The organism is Parafrankia sp. EUN1f, assembly GCF_000177675.1.
Lineage (GTDB): Bacteria > Actinomycetota > Actinomycetes > Frankiales > Frankiaceae > Parafrankia.
Genome location: NZ_ADGX01000075.1, coordinates 25,479 through 42,078, shown reverse-complemented (window position 1 = coordinate 42,078; position 16,600 = coordinate 25,479). Strand labels below are relative to the sequence as shown.

Annotated in this window: 13 protein-coding genes and 1 pseudogene; 4 read left to right on the top strand and 10 right to left on the bottom strand. The window is 72.3% G+C overall.

Features of this window, described 5'->3' with window-relative positions; all coding sequences use genetic code 11:
• The 4 genes from FREUN1FDRAFT_RS21820 to FREUN1FDRAFT_RS21805 all read right to left on the bottom strand — a co-directional run.
• On the bottom strand, positions 1 to 395 hold a 395-nt coding region (locus tag FREUN1FDRAFT_RS21820), incomplete at its 3' end, for a transposase domain-containing protein (protein ID WP_006542360.1).
• Between the two features lie 242 nt (positions 396 to 637).
• Positions 638 to 1,522, bottom strand: a complete 885-nt coding sequence (gene otsB, locus FREUN1FDRAFT_RS21815) for a trehalose-phosphatase (protein ID WP_006542359.1) — start codon at positions 1,520 to 1,522, stop codon at positions 638 to 640.
• A 46-nt stretch (positions 1,523 to 1,568) separates the two neighbouring features.
• Positions 1,569 to 2,210, bottom strand: a complete 642-nt coding sequence (locus tag FREUN1FDRAFT_RS21810) for a LytR C-terminal domain-containing protein (RefSeq protein ID WP_006542358.1) — start codon at positions 2,208 to 2,210, stop codon at positions 1,569 to 1,571.
• Between the two features lie 10 nt (positions 2,211 to 2,220).
• Positions 2,221 to 2,553: a DUF3263 domain-containing protein gene (locus FREUN1FDRAFT_RS21805; RefSeq protein ID WP_006542357.1), complete on the bottom strand. Its 333-nt coding sequence runs from the start codon at positions 2,551 to 2,553 to the stop codon at positions 2,221 to 2,223.
• 186 nt (positions 2,554 to 2,739) lie between these two features.
• Here FREUN1FDRAFT_RS21805 and FREUN1FDRAFT_RS41730 point away from each other — a divergent pair, with 186 nt between their 5' ends.
• Complete coding sequence (locus FREUN1FDRAFT_RS41730; RefSeq protein WP_006542356.1) at positions 2,740 to 3,201, top strand: RNHCP domain-containing protein; 462 nt, start codon at positions 2,740 to 2,742, stop codon at positions 3,199 to 3,201.
• Here the strand turns inward: FREUN1FDRAFT_RS41730 and FREUN1FDRAFT_RS21800 are convergent.
• A complete protein-coding gene (locus FREUN1FDRAFT_RS21800) occupies positions 3,146 to 4,402 on the bottom strand; it encodes a Glu/Leu/Phe/Val dehydrogenase (RefSeq protein ID WP_006542355.1) in 1,257 nt (418 codons plus the stop codon). The two genes, FREUN1FDRAFT_RS41730 and FREUN1FDRAFT_RS21800, sit on opposite strands and share 56 nt — an antisense overlap.
• A gap of 168 nt (positions 4,403 to 4,570) precedes the next feature.
• Between FREUN1FDRAFT_RS21800 and FREUN1FDRAFT_RS46615 the strand changes: the two are divergent.
• Positions 4,571 to 5,533: pseudogene (locus tag FREUN1FDRAFT_RS46615) on the top strand (glycosyltransferase 87 family protein); the annotation flags it as partial.
• A 418-nt stretch (positions 5,534 to 5,951) separates the two neighbouring features.
• On the opposite strand, the gene mptB reads toward FREUN1FDRAFT_RS46615, so the two are convergent.
• Positions 5,952 to 7,724 (bottom strand): polyprenol phosphomannose-dependent alpha 1,6 mannosyltransferase MptB, encoded by a 1,773-nt coding sequence (mptB, locus tag FREUN1FDRAFT_RS45255; RefSeq protein ID WP_006542353.1) that lies wholly within the window; start codon positions 7,722 to 7,724, stop codon positions 5,952 to 5,954.
• A gap of 41 nt (positions 7,725 to 7,765) precedes the next feature.
• Here mptB and FREUN1FDRAFT_RS21790 point away from each other — a divergent pair, with 41 nt between their 5' ends.
• Positions 7,766 to 9,502 (top strand): hypothetical protein, encoded by a 1,737-nt coding sequence (locus FREUN1FDRAFT_RS21790; RefSeq protein ID WP_006542352.1) that lies wholly within the window; start codon positions 7,766 to 7,768, stop codon positions 9,500 to 9,502.
• 26 nt (positions 9,503 to 9,528) lie between these two features.
• Here the strand turns inward: FREUN1FDRAFT_RS21790 and FREUN1FDRAFT_RS21785 are convergent, their stop codons facing one another.
• The 3 genes from FREUN1FDRAFT_RS21785 to FREUN1FDRAFT_RS40000 all read right to left on the bottom strand — a co-directional run bounded on the left by FREUN1FDRAFT_RS21785 (position 9,529) and on the right by FREUN1FDRAFT_RS40000 (position 14,027).
• Complete coding sequence (locus FREUN1FDRAFT_RS21785) at positions 9,529 to 11,445, bottom strand: NAD-binding protein (protein WP_006542351.1); 1,917 nt, start codon at positions 11,443 to 11,445, stop codon at positions 9,529 to 9,531.
• A 25-nt stretch (positions 11,446 to 11,470) separates the two neighbouring features.
• Positions 11,471 to 13,162 (bottom strand): PP2C family serine/threonine-protein phosphatase, encoded by a 1,692-nt coding sequence (locus FREUN1FDRAFT_RS21780; protein WP_006542350.1) that lies wholly within the window; start codon positions 13,160 to 13,162, stop codon positions 11,471 to 11,473.
• A 241-nt stretch (positions 13,163 to 13,403) separates the two neighbouring features.
• Positions 13,404 to 14,027 (bottom strand): TetR/AcrR family transcriptional regulator, encoded by a 624-nt coding sequence (locus tag FREUN1FDRAFT_RS40000; protein WP_006542349.1) that lies wholly within the window; start codon positions 14,025 to 14,027, stop codon positions 13,404 to 13,406.
• A gap of 80 nt (positions 14,028 to 14,107) precedes the next feature.
• Here FREUN1FDRAFT_RS40000 and FREUN1FDRAFT_RS21770 point away from each other — a divergent pair, with 80 nt between their 5' ends.
• Positions 14,108 to 14,662: a hypothetical protein gene (locus FREUN1FDRAFT_RS21770; protein WP_006542348.1), complete on the top strand. Its 555-nt coding sequence runs from the start codon at positions 14,108 to 14,110 to the stop codon at positions 14,660 to 14,662.
• A 296-nt stretch (positions 14,663 to 14,958) separates the two neighbouring features.
• Here FREUN1FDRAFT_RS21770 and FREUN1FDRAFT_RS21765 read toward each other — a convergent pair whose 3' ends face one another.
• Entirely contained in the window at positions 14,959 to 16,452 is a 1,494-nt protein-coding gene (locus FREUN1FDRAFT_RS21765; RefSeq protein ID WP_063745334.1) for a metallophosphoesterase family protein, read from the bottom strand.
• Positions 16,453 to 16,600 lie beyond the last annotated feature (148 nt).

Sequence of the window (16,600 nt, the reverse complement as noted above, 5' to 3'; positions counted from 1 at the left end):
CCGGGCGTGGACGGGCCGGCCAGCGGCCCTGCGACCACCTCGAACAGTGCCTTCACCGGGGCGGGCCCGATCCGGCGGCGCAGGTCCCGCAGCGCCTTCTCCGAAGGCGTGACCAGCACCAGGCCGGGCAGGTCCCGCAGCCCGGCCACGAGCTTGTCCCACACACGGGCGTACCCCAGATGCCCGTACAGGCCCAGCGCGAGAACGAAGTACATCCCGACCCGGCTGGGTAGATCACGCACCCGCTGCTGCACACGGCCGGTTTCCGTCAGCACGGCATCGACCAGCTCGAACGGCGCGTGCTGGGTCAGTTCACCCAGATGCCCGGGCGCGAACACCCCCTCGGCGACCGTGAGGGAACGCGTCAGACAGACCGTGGGACACTGAGCAGGCAACGGGACCTCTGGCAGCAGGCGGATCTTGGCGGATCTCCTACCTACCAGCGGTCCCGTTGCGCGTTCACCACCAGCACCACGACACGCCGACGTCCCTTGACAGCCACCAACCACGCCTAACTACGCGGCCTTGGGGCAAGATCGGAGGATTTTGGTCGCTGGAACGACCAAAATCCTCAGTGCTTCGGGGCGGCTGAGGCAATCAGTGCCGGGCGTCGGGCTCGGGCGTCGGGCCCGGCAGGTCAGGGCATCAGCCGGTCGGCCAGGACCTCCAGCAGCGTGACCATGCCGGCCGGGCCGTCGACGACAAGATCCGCCCGCAGGCGCAGTGCGTCCGGCACCTCGGGGCTGTCACTGCACACGGTGACGCCACCCACGCCGCTGGCCCGCAGCTCGTCGACCGCCTCGAACGCGGGCAGGTCGCCCAGGTCGTCACCGGCGACCAGCACCGACCGGGCCCCGCGCTCGGCGACCAGCGCGCGCAGTGCCCGGCCCTTGTCATGACCGGGTGGGCGCAGCTCCAGCACCCGCTTGCCGGGCGCGGCCTCCAGACCGTGGTCCTGGGCCAGCCGGCTCAGGGCCGGCGTCAGCGCGGCGAGCGTGGCGTCCGGGTCGGCGGTCCGCCGGACGTGCACGACCAGGGCGTGCTGCTTGTCCTCGACGGACGTTCCGGCCGGGGCATCCTGGAGCGCCTCGGTGAGGGCACTGCGCAGGGTGCTCACCCCGGGCAGCGGCTCCGGGCTGGTGGTCTGCCCGGTCTCGGCGTCCCAGCGCTGCAGCCCGTACTGGCCGAGGACGAGCAGCCGGCCGAGGTCGGCGAACCGCGCCGCCTCGGTGAGCTGCAGGACGGCGTCCACCGGCCGGCCCGTGATGATCGCCACGGTGCCGACCTGGCGGGCGATCCGGCTCAGCGCCGCCATGGCGCCCGGGGCGGGCACGGCGTCCCCGGGCCGGGACACGATCGGTGACAGGGTGCCGTCGTAGTCGAGCGCGACCAGGGCGTTCTCCGGCGCGGTCAACAGGGCGGCCAGACCGGCGCCGCCGGCCGGGGTGCGTGGGGTCGGCGGGGATCCCACGGTGGCGGGCGCGGCCCGGCCGGTGGGCGGCGAGGTCGAGGATTCGGTCACGATCGCTCCCGGTCGCATGCGGTGGGTGGTGGCGGGCCGGCTGCCGTCAGGGCTGGTCGCCGGCAGGAAAGTCCCTGGTGATGACCAGGATGAGGGTGTCCGTCTCGATGATTCGCGTCTCGGCGCGGGGGACCATGCGGTCAACCCCGGGGACGGTCTCCAGCAGGGTGCGAGCGGCCTCGGCGTCCTCGGGGTCGTAGAAGACGGTGGTAACCGGGACGTTGTACTGGCCCACGTAGTTGTTGACCCGCTCGACCTTGAAACCGGCGGCCTCCACCTTGTCGGCCGCGCGGTCGGCGAGGCCTTTGATCCGGGAGTTGTTCAACACGACGACAGGCGCGAACACGTGCGGCGCCGCCGGATCGGACCCGGGTTTCGGCGTGGCCGGGGCGGTCGTCGGCGTCGCCTGCCGGGATGGTGTCGGCTCGGTGGTCTCGGCCGGCCTGGTGGATTCGGCGGGCCTGGTCGGCCTGGTCGGCTCGGTGGTCTCGGCCGGCCTCGTCGGCTCGGCGGACTCGGCCCGGGTGGGGCTGGCCCCCGCGGCGGCGACCTCGTCATCGGTGTCGCCGTTGAACAGGTTCACCAGCAGGATGCCGGCGAGCACGGCCAGCACGGCCACGGCGGTGGCGGCCGCCGTGCGCAGGCGGTCACTACCGCGGTTTCGGTAGGGGTGGGAGCCACTGGGCACGGGGCTCTCCTCATGCGTCGTCGGGACCGTCGCCGCCGGGCGCGCCGGCGTCGTCCAAGGCGCCGGCGCGGGCGCGCCGGCGTTCGTCAAGCAGCCGCTGCAGCCGGTTGACGAGCATCGGCTCGGCGGCCAGCGCGGCTGGTGACTTGATCAGTACATGCAGCTTCTGGTAATAGCGGGTCGACGACAGACCGAACTCGGCCTGGATCGCGGCATCCTTGGGGCCGGTATGCGCCGGCCACTTCTTCTCGAATGCCAGCATCCGGGCATCCCGCTCGCTCAGGCCGCCGCCGCCCATCGCCGGGCCGGAATCGGCAGCGTCCGATCCGGGGGCGGGGGGCACGGCGAACCTCCTTGCGGGGCAGCAGCCTCGCTGGGGAGGCACGGACGCCGCCCACTATTTCATCCCGTGGGTCCCACATCCCGGTTCGTTCCTCCGGACACACCGGGCGCGTCGGCCCTCAGTGGCCCATAGCGTCGACGACGCCGGCCCATACCGCGCAGGCGGGGCGACTCATACCGTGGAGCGGTGCGACCGCATGAGGAGACGGCAGGCCCCGAAGAGGGTGGCGGGGGTGAGCCGCGCCGGTTCGCCCGTACGCCGGAGGACTTCGAGTGCCTGGTGTGCGGGGCGGCGGTCCGGGGTGACGGCTACACGAACCACTGTCCGGCCTGCCTGTGGTCGCGGCATGTGGACGTCCACCCCGGTGACCGCGAGGCGGCGTGCCGGGGGCTGATGCGCCCGGTCGCGGTGGAGATGCGGGCCAGGGACAGCATCCTGACCCATCAGTGTGTGGACTGCGGCCATCGGCGCCGCAACCGGACCGCACCTGCGGACGCGGAGGCCGCCCTGTTCGCGCTGGCCAGGATGGTCGCGGAGGAGGTCGGTCGGCACGGGCCGGAGCACGCGGGCCCGCAGCGCGGGGGCCAGCAGGTCAGGGGTACAGGCCCCGGGTCCGGTGCGCCTCGGCGACGCGGGCGACGCCGATGATGTGGGCGGCGGTGCGCAGGCTCACCCGCCGCTCGCGGGCCAGCGCGGAGACCTCCCGGTAGGCGCGCTGCATCAGCTCGCGCAGGCGGTCGTTCACCTGGTCCTCCGACCAGAAGTACGCCTGGATGTCCTGCACCCATTCGAAGTAGGAGACGGCGACGCCGCCACCGTTGGCGAGGATGTCCGGCACGATCACCGTGCCGTTCCCGGTGAGGACCCGGTCGGCCTCCGCCGTCACCGGGCCGTTCGCGCCCTCGACGATCAGCGGCGCCTTGACCCGGTCGGCGTTCCCGATGTTGATCACACCTTCGAGCGCCGCGGGGACCAGCATGTCGACGTCGAGCTCGAGGAGCTCTGCGTTGGTGATCGTGTCGGTGCCGGGGTAGCCGACGACCGTGTCGCCGCCGCGGGCCACGTGCCGGATCAGCGCGGTCGGGTTGAGCCCCGCGCTGTTGTGGACGCCGCCCTTGACGTCGGACACCGCGACCAGGCGGCAGCCGGCGTCGTGCAGGTACTGGGCGGCGAGTGCGCCGACCTTGCCGAAGCCCTGCACGGCGACCGTGGTCTCCCTGGGCTCCTTGTCGAGCTCGCGCAGCGCGGCGAACGCCGCCAGCTGGACGCCACGGCTGGTGGCCCCGGCCCGCCCGGCGGACCCGCCGATCGACAGCGGCTTGCCGGTGACCACGCCCGCGGCGGTGTGACCGGTGTGCGTGGAGTAGGTATCCATGATCCAGGCCATGGTCTGCTCGTCGGTGCCGACGTCCGGGGCGGGGATGTCCTTGTCCGGCCCGATCAGCGGCACCAGCTCGGCCGCGTACCGCCGGGTCATCCGCTCACGTTCCTGCCGTGAGAGCAGGCCCGGCTCGACGGCGATCCCGCCCTTCGCCCCGCCGTAGGGGATACCCATCAGCGCGCATTTCCAGGTCATCCACATGGCGAGGGCCTTGACCTCGTCAAGATCGCAGGACGGGTGGTAGCGCAGGCCTCCCTTGGCGGGCCCACGCGCCAGGTTGTGCTGGACCCGGTAGCCGGACAGGACGAGCAGCTGCCCGTCGTCGCGCAGCAGCGGCACCGAGACGGAGATCGATCGGCGCGGGGTGCGCAGCAGGTCGTGCATGCCGTCGTCCAGGCCCAGGTGGCGGACGGCGTCGGCAAGCTGCACGCACGCCGTGTCCCAGGCGGAGCCGGTCCCGAGGATCACAGAGCACCTCCGTGACTTCTGCTGTCGGGCAGCGTCCAGGGCGTGTGACGCTTGGCCATCGGGACGCCGAGCCGGTGATGTAACGCTAGGTAGCGAAGCGTACTCGCATGGCGATGACTTTCTCACGCCGGTACCTGCCGTGCCGGCGCGGCAGGTACTTTTCGGCAGATGCGACGTGCCTGGGTTAGTCCGTTCGGCCGGTCGCTGCTCGTCCGCTGGGCACTGAGCCGTGCGGTGCTCCTCGTGCTGGCGCTGGCCGGGCAGGTGTTCGGCGCGCAGCAGAGCGTTCTCGGCGATGTGGATCTCTACCGGGACTGGGGGCACACGCTCGTCGCGCAGGGGGAGGTTCCCGGTGACGAGAAGTGGCAGTACCCGCCGGGTGCCGCGGTGGTGCTGGCGCTGCCGGCCGTGCCCCGGGAGTTGCTGGGCATCCCGTACGAGGTCTCGTTCTACCTGCTGATCCTCGGGCTTGACGCGGTCGTGACCTGGGCGCTGGCCCGGCGTTCGCGCCGCGCGGCGAACTGGTGGCTGCTGGGCACCCTCGCGCTGGGCCCGGTCACCGTGGCCCGTTTCGACCTGGTGCCCGCCGCCGGTGCGCTCGCGGCAGTGCTCGCGCTGGGCCGCGGTGGAAGTGGCTCCAGCTCGAGCCCCGGCCCCGGCCCCGGCAGCGGCAGCGACCGCGACCGCGACCGGTTCGGTCGCTTCGGTGGCTGGGTGGCCTTCGGCGCCGCTGTGAAGGTGTGGCCAGGGCTGCTGCTCGTCGCCCTCGGCCGTCGGCACGCGGCCCCGGCGCGGTGCGGGTGGATCACGGCCGGTGCCGCGGCCGTGGTCGCCGGACTGTCCGCGGTGCTCCTGACCGCCGGCTGGTGGCACGGCGCACTCGGCTTCCTGGACGCACAGCGGGCCCGGGGCCTGCAGGTCGAGGCGGTACCGGCCACACCCTTCGTCGTGGCCGCGATGTTCGGGGCCGGCTCCGGCCCGACGTACTCCTACGGGTCGCTCCAGTTCGACAGCCCGGCCGCCCGGGGTGTCGCCTCCGCGTGTTCTCTCGTCGAGATGGCTCTGATCGGTGTGGCGGTGGTGTGGTGGTGGGGGCGCCGGCCGCGGGAGCAGGGGGAGCAACCCGCGGCTGCAACCGCGGCCGGGACGGCGGGCCGCGCCCTGGCGGCGGTGCTCATCATCATGGTCACGTCGCGGGTGCTGAGCCCGCAGTATCTGGTCTGGCTGCTTGCGCTGGCCGCGGCCCAGCTCGCCTGCACCGGCCCGGTGCCGGACGGTCCCGGGCAGCTGGACAGTTCGGCCAGTCAGCCGGACGGGCACCCTCTCGGCCGACTGCCCGGACGGCGAGGCTGGCGGCAATGCTGGCGGCGAGGTGGCCTGTGGGCCGGCCGGCGGGACCTGACGGTGCTGCTCGTGGCCGCCTGCTTGCTGACGCAGATCGTCTACCCCTGGCGGTACAACGATGTCGTGCAGGGCCGGGTGGTCGGTGGGCTGCTGCTGATCGCGCGGAACCTGCTGCTTGTGGTAGCCGCGTGGTACGCGCTGCGGGCTACCGCGAGCGAGCCGCGCGCCGCTGCACCCGCGGTGCCGCCGCCACCACCGCGAGCAGAGCCAGCGCCGCCGCCACTACCGCGCCAGGTACCCCGGCTCGGCCGAGCAGCCGCCAGGTTGCGGCGAGCGGTGACAACGTCGCGGCACACAGCCACACCGACGTGACCACGACCAGCGCGACCACCGCCCTGGTCCGTCGGTCGAGCGCGGCGAGTGCGACGAGGGCTGCCAGGAACGGCACGCTGAGCGCGAGATACCACGGGTAGAGCACGGGGGAACCGAGAGCCACGGCCATCCCGCCGTAGCCCACGACGGCCAGATCATCCCGGTGCCCGCTCGCGGGCGGCCTTGACCAGGCTCGCAACAGGAGCCAGCCGACGATGAGACCAGCCGTGAGCAGGGTGAGGGCGCGGGTGGCCCGCAGCAGGCTGTCGTCCGCGACATCCAGCCCGACCAGCTGGGCCAGCGCGCCGGCTGCGGTCGCGAGGATCGACGCCGGGGCCACACCCGTCTCGAGCTTGCCGGACGTCGCCAGCGCGCCGAGCCAGGTCGGCCCGAAGCCGCCCGCGGCACTTGCGGCGACCACCGCGATCGTCCCGGCGGCGACGTCCGCTCCCAGGGATCTTCGCCATCCGTCCCGGGCGTGGGCGACCACGAGCCAGGCGACTCCGAGGAAGGCGGTGGCCTTGACGCTCCCGGCGAGGCAGGCCAGCGCCACGGCCGCCGCGCCGAGCAACAGGTCGTGGTGCCCGGGGGAGGGCCGCTCGCGGATGCGCATCCGGTCGACGACCAGCGCGGCCGCGAGCAGTGCCGCGGCGAGCGCGTCCAGGTGCGCTCCACCGATCAGATGGATGATCACGAACGGATTGGCCGCGAGCAGGACGAGCACGATCGAGGCGTAGGAGTCGACCGGGCCGGGCGCTGTGCCCGTGCCGGCGGGCGAGCCAGCCGCGGTGAGCGAACCCGGCCCAGCGGTGAGTGGGCCCGGCCTGCGCCACAGGCGCAGCATCAGCAGGACGAGGGCAACAGTGGAGACCACCGCGATGATCCGCAGCACGACCGTCACGGTGGCCGGGCCGGACCCGAGAGCGCTCCCGACCGCTGCCGCGAACCGTTCCACACCCACGGCGAGCCCGCCATAGGGAGCATGCGTCTCGCGCCACCGGGGGTCGACGGCGGCGACGAACGCCGCGCCCGCCGTGCCGGCCGCGTCCGGTGAGAGCAGATCGCCGATCCCGTGGGTCGCCGGATCCAGCCCGTACCGGGCGAGTTCGCCCTGGGCCGCGTAGGCGTAGACGTCCCGACTGAACAACGGAGGGCCGACCGCGAACGGGGTTGCCCACGCGAGGGCGGTGACGGCGGCCGTGCGGGCCGGGAGCGCGTGACGCAGCGCGTACCGCAGCAGGATGACCCAGGTCAGGCAGAGGGCGATCACGGCCAGCACCGCTGTGGCCGCAAGCACGCCCCTGACCGTGTCCGAGGGGGGCGCGGATGGGAGAATTCCCCACCAGGATGACGGGTCGCTGGCCTGTGGGTCCCGGGGGCCGAGCCGCGCCTCGCCGACCATGGCGATGATCGCGGCGATCGTGCCCGCCACGATCAGTCGCCGCCCTGGCGGCGTGCCTGCCTTGCGGCCGGCCGGGGCCCCCGCAGCGTCGGCGTCGGTGGCGTCGGTGGCGTCGGTGGCGCTGGCTGCGTCGGCGGTGGCGTCGGTGGCGCTGGCGGTGTCAGCGGCGAAGATGTCGACGCTGTGTCCGTGCGTATTGATCAAGGTGCCGGTGGGGCCGGCCGTGTGAGCCTGGGAGGTGGCGGGTGGGCCTGCTGGCGACGCCTGATCCGCCGCTCGGGACCACCACCGGCGAAATCCCGGAATCGCCCGAGCTGGCGCGCCACAGTGGGACCGGTCGTCGCCACGACTCACTCCCGCAGACCTCCTGCCTCGCCGTGGGCCCTCGTCGCCGTAGCCGGCTGGCCGAGGCGGCAGCGGCGCTGGGCACCGCGGTGGTGCGCAGGCCCTGGCTGCTGACCGCCGTGCTCTGTCTGATCTCGGTGTGCTTCGACGTGACCGGCCCGGACACTCCCGCTCAGGAGTATCGGGTCTGGCTGTTCGAGCACGGCGGAGCGCTTCTGTGGGACGACGGTTGGTACGGCGGCCATCCCATACTCGGTTACAGTGTGCTCTTTCCCCCGCTGGGTGCCCTGCTTGGGGTCCAGACCATCGGGGTGCTGGCGTGTGTCGCCTCGACCGCGATCGTGACGAGGCTGCTGCGTGGGCCGGGGGGCCGCCGCGGGCATGATCTGGCGCTGGTGTGGTTCGCGGTCGCGACCGTGGCCAACCTGGTCGTCGGCCGGATGCCGTTCGCGCTCGGCATGGCCTTCGGCGCCCTCGCGCTGGTCGGCGCGAGGGAGCGCAGGGTCTGGCTGGTGTGGCTCGGAGCGGTGTTGTCGTCGCTCGCGTCGCCGCTTGCCGCCGGCTTCGTGCTGATGGTCGGCCTGGCTCTGCTCGGGTCGCTGCCGCGCCGGGTGCTCGCCGGGTTCCTGGGCGCGAGTGCGGGGATCATCGTCGCGCTGGCCTTCCCTGACGAGGGCTACCAGCCGTTCCCGGCCGTCACGTTCATCTCCTTGCTGGTCCTGATCGGGTGCGGGTTGCTGCTGGTGCCGAAGGAGCAGCGGGCGGTCCGCAACGGTCTGCTGCTGTGGGCGGCGGCGGCGATCTTCTTCTTCTTCGTGCCCACCCAGATCGGGGGCAACATCGCCCGCCCGGCGACGATGCTCGCCGGGCCGGCTGCCGCGGTGTTCCTGGCCAGCCGTCCGCGGGCGCTGGCTGCGGTGGCGATTCCGCTGATCGCCTGGCAGATCGGCCCGGTCCACGGAGCCCTGGTCACACATGGTGATCCGTCCGCGTCGCCTGGCTACTACACCGAGATGCTGGACTACCTGGACAACGACAGCCCCGTGCCGGTCGGCCGGGTCGAGATTCCCTTCACCCGGTCGCACTGGGAGGCGCGTTATGTGCCCCCGCGGATCCCCATGAGCCGGGGCTGGCTGCGCCAGGCCGACAGCAAGTACAACGCGCTGTTCTACGACGGGACGCTGACGGCCGAGACGTATCACGACTGGCTGCTCGCCCGGGGCGTCACCTATGTCGCGCTGCCGAACGTCGATCTCGACCCGTCAGCGGTGGCCGAGGCCGAGCTGCTCCGTTCCGGGCTGCCGTACCTGGAGCTCGCGTGGCAGAACGCGGACTGGAAGATCTGGCTGGTCCGGGACTCCGCAGGTCTGGTCCACGGGCCGGCCACCCTCACCGAGCTGGGCGTCAGCTCGATCGCGGTGTCGTTCGCGAACCCGGGCTTCGTCACGGTCCTGGTGCACTACACCCCGTACTGGCAGCTCACCGAAGGTGACGCCTGCGTGTTCCGTGCGGCGGGGGGCTGGACCGGCATCCTCACCCAGTCCAGTGGGGCCGTCCGCCTGTCGGCGCGCCTGTCCGTGGACGGTCTGACGCGTGCCAGCGCCCTGGACTGCCCGGCCGACGAACGCCTGCACTGAACCAGCTCCCGGGTCGGGCGGTCGGGTCAGACGGTCGGGTCCGGCGGCCGGGGCATCATCCGCACGATGCCGAGATCCGCCGCGGCGAGCACCGCCGGCATGTTGAGCACGACGGCGCGGCTGCGGTCCTGATCTTCCGCGGAGAGGCTCTCCCACTCGATGAGTGACGGGTGGGAGCCGTCCTGTTCGGTGGGCCCGAACCGCATCCCGCGGCTCTCCCGTTCGCGCCGCCACCTCAGGTGCTCCTCGGGAGCCAGCTGTTCCACCTCCTCCTCGGTGAAGACGAACTCGGGATCATGCTCCCCCAGGGGCACCAGCATCCAGTTCCGCCGGCGCAGGACCTCGCTGTAGCCGATCGCCTGTGCCCGGTTCGAGGCCTGGAGATCAGGTGCCAGCTCCGCCCACGGGCGCAGACCGCGCCGTGAGCCGATCTGCGCGCCCGCGGCGAGCTCCTTCGCGAGGTACTTCTCATGGATGATCTGAGCGAAGTTCTCGATGAGGTCGTTGGCTCCGGGGTCGAGCGGCAGTGCCTCGTCGTTCACGGCGAAGAACCGCAGCCCACCGCCGACGTTGTCCAGCAGCCCACCATCGCCGGCCGGGTCAGTCTGGTCGGTGGTTGGCTCACGCGGGCCGAACACGTCCTCGAAGCTGCGTTGGCGCCCCGTCCGCACGACGATCCTGGTGCGGTTGACGCCGAGGCTGCCGGCACCGACCGCACGGACCACCTCGAGACCGCGCAGCAGGGCCTCCTCCTCCTCCCGATGGCAGACGTACACGAACTCGGGTGGTGTCGGTGCCTCGCCCGGCGCGCGGCTGATCAGGACGAGTTCGGGGGGGAGGTCACCGGAGGCGCTGTCGTGACACAGCAGCGTGACCCGGCCGAGCGCGGGCTCACGCGAGCGCATCGCGGCAGCCTTGACGGACGCGTCCGGTGCGCACAGCACGACGCACAGCAACGGGCCGCCGGCCGGGCTGTTGTCCCGCCACCGCCGCGCGAGCTCCATGACGACGGCCTGCCCGAGGCCCGAGGTGCCCAGGACGACCAGGTGCGGCGGATGGTGCGGTGCGGTGTCGTCGTGCCCCGGCCGGGACCAGGCCGGGGCGTTGCTGTTGAGCAGGGAATGCGCGCCGAGGACCTCGACCGCGAAGAAGTCGAGCCGGAAGCCCGGGTCGCCCTCCAGCCCGATCCACCGCGCGCGCAGGTGCGGGAGCAACGACAGGTCTCCGACCTGGGCGAGGCAGCGCAGTGGGTTGTCCGCCCGGGCGTCGGCGAACCGGCGGAACCGGGCGCGGGTCCGCCCGGCCCGCAGGACCGCCCGGGCGGTGAGGGTGACGGCCAGGTTGGAGGCGGTGTCGGCGAGGCAGCTGTAGATGACGTCGGCACGCGCGACCCCGGCCCCCTGAAGCACGAGCAGCTCGGCCGGATCCCCGTTGATGCGGAGCAGGTTCGGGGGGCGCTCGGCGTCCGGGTACTCGCGTTCGGCGTCCTCGGCGACCAGCACCACCCGCCTGGACCCCACCAGTTTGTCCACCAGCGCCGACGCCGTCGGGCCGCTGCCGCAGACGACGACGTGCCGGCGGGCGTGCCGGGCCCGGAACTGCTCGAACCGGTGCGCGAAAAGGGTGCTGGCCGCGTCGGCGACGCCCACCGCGGTGGCCAGCGGCGCCAGGAAGCGGGCAATCTCCAGCGCGGGAGGGAACTGCCCGCCGCCCTCGAACATCGTCCCGTCCGCGAGGAACAGGGTTGACGCGAAGAAGACCACGTTGGTCCACGTGAAACTTTCCGGCGTCGCCGCGAAGTGCTGGTAGGTACCGATGAGGCTCAGCGCCAGCGCGATGAGCCCCAGCACCACGAACATGCTGAGCAGATGGCGGCGCAGCCACCGCAGCACCCGGCCGACCCGGCTCACGGGCCCGAACAGGAACGCGGGGTCGAGCCTCATACCCCGCGTCACCCGCGGCGGGTCGTCACCGTGACGACGGCTCCGACACGAGGTCGGCGACGACGATCGTGGTGTCGTCTCGAGCGCCGGCGATCAGTGCGGCCTCGACGAGGGCGTCCGCGGCCTTCTCCGGTGGCTCGGCGCCGAGCTCGGTCATGAGCCCGAGCAACTGCTCCGGGGTCATCACCTTCGTGATGCCGTCGCTGGCGAGAATCACCCGGTCGCCCGCGCGCACCGGCTCGTGCAGAAGATCCGCCTCGATCTGGTCGGCGAGGCCGATCGCGTTGAGCAGCGGGCCGTTCTTGATCGCGTGCGGCGTCGTGATCTGGTGCGGGCGCCCCTTCTGCGGCTGCAGCCAGACCGAGCTGTCACCGACGTGGGCGATGAACAGGGTCTCGCCGGTCGACTGCTGTCGCCCGAGGATGACGACGTCGAGCGTGCAGGCCATGCCCCGCCAGGCCGGCTCCTCCCGCGGCTTCTCCCGGACGACCTGGTTGGCCCGCGCGATGGCCTGCCGCAGGCCGTCAACGGGGTCCCGGGCGTACTGGGGGCGGAAGCCCGCGACGGTGGTGACCGCGAGCGTGGACGCGATCTGGCCCGCGGCCTCGCCGCCGACGCCGTCCGCCACCGCCAGCAGACCGTCCGAGACGACCCAGGCGTCCTCGTTCGGGCCGCCACGTTTGCCGCGCCTGGAGCGCCCGGCCGCGGCGAGGCGCAGCGCCGGCGTCGTGGTCTGGGCCGGTTCGGCCGCGACGATGCCAGCCGCGCCTGATTCGGGCGAGGTGCCCTCCGCCTCCGTCTGCGCCTGCGGATGAGCCTGCAGCGGAGGCAGCAGGGGTGGGGCCGGCGGCGCTGGTGCGTGGCCCGAGCCCCAGCTCGGCGCGTGCTCCGGGCCGACGGGGACCCGCCTGGTCTGGGCGGCCGAGGGATCGGGGTAGGACGCCGGCCCGGGGTACCCCGGGCCTGAGCTCCCCGCATCGGAGTATCCCGAGTGCGTGGGTGGCTCGGGGATCGGGAAGCCTCCGGTGGCCGGCCCCCGGCCCTCCTGCGCCGTCGACAGCCGGTAGGCGGAGTCGTCGACGTCGCTGCGGTGCGGGCGGCCGCTGGGAGGCGGGGTCCACCCGGTGGCGTCCGGGTCCCGGCTGTCGTTCATGTAGGTGTCCCTGCTGCCTGAGTCGTATCCGCCCGTGGCGTGCGGTGGGTACACGCCACCGATATTGTGACCCGCGTCCTGGCGGTCATCCGCCGTGGTTGTGGCCGTGTCGGTTTCATCGCCCGGGTCGGGCTCGTTCAGGCTGCTGACCCGGGTGGCATCCGTGTCGACCCACTCGTTCCATCCGGTAGCGTCATCCCACGCCGAGCGGGTGGCCTCGCCCGAGTCCGCGGCGTCCTCGTCGGCGGTCGTTTCGGCCGCGTTGTAGCCCGGTGTGGCCGGCCCGCCCGCGACCGGCCCGCCCGCGGCGGCCGGCGCGGAGAACCCCGGAACCATGCCGTCCGGGTCATCCGTGGCATCCGGGCCGCTCGGCTCGCCCGGCGGCTCCGGGCTCGGTTGCTCCCGCAACGGGATGGCCCCCGGCCGTGAGCGGCGTGTCTCCAGCGTCCGCCGGCGCCCGGCGTCGGCCCCAGTGCGCGGGGCCCGGCTGGAGAGCACGACAAAGACAACGGCGCCCACAAGAAGCACCACAATGAGCATGATCGGTACCAGTGAGCTACCCATGGCCTCCGTCCCCGCCACGCCAACCCGATCACGCTATAGGACGTGTCGGTAGCAGTCCCCATACATAACCAAAGGCGTCTACTCGTAGACGATGGGGTCTGTGTCATGACTCCGACAAAAGTCCGTTCAGGCCCGCTCGGCACCGTTCGGCGAGCAGGTGGACGTGATAGCGGGGTCTGGCCGGGGTGATTCGGGTGTCGGGTAGCTGTCCGGGGCGCCCGAAGGTCATACGGTCATGCGGTCAGGCGACAGGGGCGCCGGGACGGACGTCGGGGGCGGGTTCCAGTGTGGCCAGCCGGCGCTCCAGCAGCCGCACGAGCTCGTCGTGGTCCAGCTCCGCGGGGTCGAACAGGTGCTGCAGTGCCAGCCCGTCGCAGAACGCCAGCAGGGCACGCGCCTCGTCGCCCGGCCGCAGATCGGCGCGGATCTCACCGGCATGCTGGCCGGCCGTGATCACCTCGGCGAGGATGGTCCGCAGCTCGCGATAGGCATCCCTGGGGAAGGCACGCAGCATCTCGCTCGCCAGCACCCGGCTGACGAAGCCGTACCAGACCAGCAGCTCGTCGCGGCGGGCCTCGTCGAGCGGAAGCAGCCCGGTGAGTGCAGCCCGTAGGACGGTGCGTGGCCGGGCGTCGGCGGCGATGTTCGCGAACCGGCGCCGGTAGGCGTCGGAACTGGCCTGGAAGGCCACGGCGAGGATCTCGTCCTTGGAGCCGAAGTAGTGGGCGAGCACGCCCGTCGACCAGCCTGACTCGGCGGCAACCCGGCGCACCGTGACCGCGTCGATCCCCTCACGGGCCACAAGACGGAGCACAGCGGCGCCGATCTCGGCCCGCCGCTGCTCGTGATCTATGGCCCGAGGCACAGTCCGAGTCTACCCGGGGATTTATTTCGGACGTCCGTGTTACAACAGGGGAGGGTTCTCGCCGAGGAGGTGTGGTGCACATGCTTGTCGCGGTACTGGTCGGCTGCGAGATCGGATTCTGGCTGCTGCTGGCGAGTGGTCTGTTGGCCAGGTACGTCCTGCGCCGGCAACGGCTGTCGGCCGCACTGCTCCTCAGCGTGCCGCTGGTGGACGTCGTGCTGCTCGGCGCGACCGTCATGGACCTGCGGGGCGGGGCCGACGCCACCTTCGTCCACGGGCTCTCGGCGGGTTATCTCGGCTTCTCGGTCGCCTTCGGGCACAGCATGGTCCGCTGGGCGGACAGGCGGGTGGCGCACCGCCTCGGAGCGGGCCCGCCGGTACCGAAGCCCGCTCCACGCGGCACCCGGGAACGGGTCCGGTACGAGTGGCGTGAGTTCGGCAAGGCCGCCGTGGCCTGGGCCGTGGCCTGCGGGCTGCTCGCGCTGATGATGGTGCTGGTGGGCGGCGCCGGTGCCGGCGGCGGTGACACCGCCGAGCTTGGGGCCTGGATCGTCCGGCTCACCGTTGTCCTGGTGGTCTGGTTCGTCGGCTGGCCAGGATGGGAGTCGGCGCGGATGGCCGTGCGCCGGACCTGAGCGCTGCCCGCAGCTTCCCGCCCCCGACGCGCCGGGATCCCGCGCCGCCGCGCAGCGCCAACAATTCACCCAAAGAGGGATAAGTAGGACGGGAAGACTCTCGACAATCCGCAAGAAGCGAGGATTTCGGTTGCTTGTCTTCAGGGGGTCATCGCACAGGCTTCTGTGTAGACCTGTGATGGTGTCTTCCAACCCAGGGTCTGTCGAGGTCGGGCGTTGAGCTGGGCGGCGACGCGGGCGAGGTCGTCGGGGGTGTGGTGGCGTGGCGTGGCGGGTACGGGCGGCGCCGTCCGGTCCTAGACGCCGTCCAGTGCGGGCGACCAGGGTCCGTCGGCATCGCCGCGGGGGCGGACCAGGGTGAACGTGTCGAAGGGGACGGGCTCCGCCGTGGACGAGTCGTAGACCGTCACCACGATCCGGGTCGTCCCGCCCGGAGTGCCCGGATCAACCTCGAAGCCGGCGAAGGCGTAGGGGTGGTCCGGGAAGCGGTCGGCGAGCCAGGGTGCGGACTCCATCGCCCGGATCGCCGGGTGATGCCGCTGGCCGGGTGCGGGGTCGCGCACGCCGACGACCACCTGGCAGGCCGGTGGATCGAACAGCTCGTGGGCGGACGGCGTCGACGAGCCGCCCGTACCGACGAGCAGGTGCACGGACCCGGCCGAGGTGTCGATCGTGATGGTGCCGTTCTCGGTGGTGGTGGCAGCCGGTACGGGGCGGGGTGTCCGGGTCGGTGTCCCCTCGATGATGCCCCGCAGCGGGTGGGTGCGTTCGTAATGATGCTCGTGCCCGGACAGCACCAGATCGACGCCGTACTGGTCGAACAGGGGCAGCCACTCCTCGCGCAGCCCCAGGTCGGCGCCGTTGTGGTGGGCGGCGGTGGAGATCGCCGGCTGGTGCGCGACGGCGACGATCCAGTCGACGTCCCGGTCGGCCCGGGCCTGTTTCAGCTCCCGCTCCAGCCACGCGGTCTGCCGGCCGGAGCTGTACCCGTGCAGGTAGACACGGCCGGCGTCCTGGTAGCAGACGTCGTCGCCGCTGAGCACGACGAATCGGACGCCGCCGACGGTGAACGCATACCAGAGGCCGTCGAGGTAGGGCTCGTCGTCGTTGCTCGGTAGCTGGAAGTACGTCTGGTAGGCGGCCAGGCCGAGCGCACCGTTGCCGCGCTCGATCTCGTGGTTGCCGGGGCTTGGCATCCAGGGGCGGCGGTGGGCGGAGGCGCTGATCATCTCGAACCAGCCCGACCAGGCGACCGGCGGGACCGCGTTGACGTTCGCGTAGGCCAGGTCGCCGTTGACCAGGGTGAACAGTGGCGCCACGTGCTCGATCCCGGCCACCAGGGTCGCCGAGGCCGCGGTACCGAACGGGTCCTCGGGGTGATCCGTGCCGTGGTCTCCGAAACAGGTGAAGGAGAACGCCGACCGGCCGCTGGGGGCGGTGCGAAAGGAGGAACCGCCCAGCTCGAGAAGCCGACCGGAGCCGCGGTGCCGGAACGGGGCGTTGCCCGGTACCCGCATCGAGATCTCGTAGCGGTACTCGGTGTCGGGTTCCAGGCCTTCGAACAGCGCGTGATGGGCGAAGATCTCCTGGCGGGTCACCGCGTCGGTGTACGAGCGGGTGACAGCGTCGACCTTGATGTCGGTGCCGGCGGCAGTGTCTGTGGCAGTGGCAGTGGCGGTGGCAGTGTCTGTGGCGGCGTCCGTCGCGGTGGCGGTGTCGTCGATGGGCGCCGGCCGCAGGCGGACCTCGGGTCGCAGCACAGGTGACCTTGTGATCCAGGAGACGGCCATCGAGCTGGCCGGATCGGGACCGAAGGTGAGATGTACTCCGTGCCTGGCCAGCCCGTCGGACTGTCGGCGCGGCGCTGCGGACTGGTCTTCGTCCTGGTGGCGGCGAGGCATGACTTCCGATGCGGGTCGATGGCGAGCCGGTGCGGTG

What these genes read in the sequence shown, in the direction of transcription:
- FREUN1FDRAFT_RS21765 (WP_063745334.1), bottom strand. Translation starts at nt 16,452, where the DNA reads ATGGCCGTCTCCTGGATCACAAGGTCACCTGTGCTGCGACCCGAGGTC.
- FREUN1FDRAFT_RS21780 (WP_006542350.1), bottom strand. Translation starts at nt 13,162, where the DNA reads ATGGGTAGCTCACTGGTACCGATCATGCTCATTGTGGTGCTTCTTGTG.
- FREUN1FDRAFT_RS21770 (WP_006542348.1), top strand. Translation starts at nt 14,108, where the DNA reads ATGCTTGTCGCGGTACTGGTCGGCTGCGAGATCGGATTCTGGCTGCTG.
- FREUN1FDRAFT_RS21785 (WP_006542351.1), bottom strand. Translation starts at nt 11,445, where the DNA reads ATGAGGCTCGACCCCGCGTTCCTGTTCGGGCCCGTGAGCCGGGTCGGC.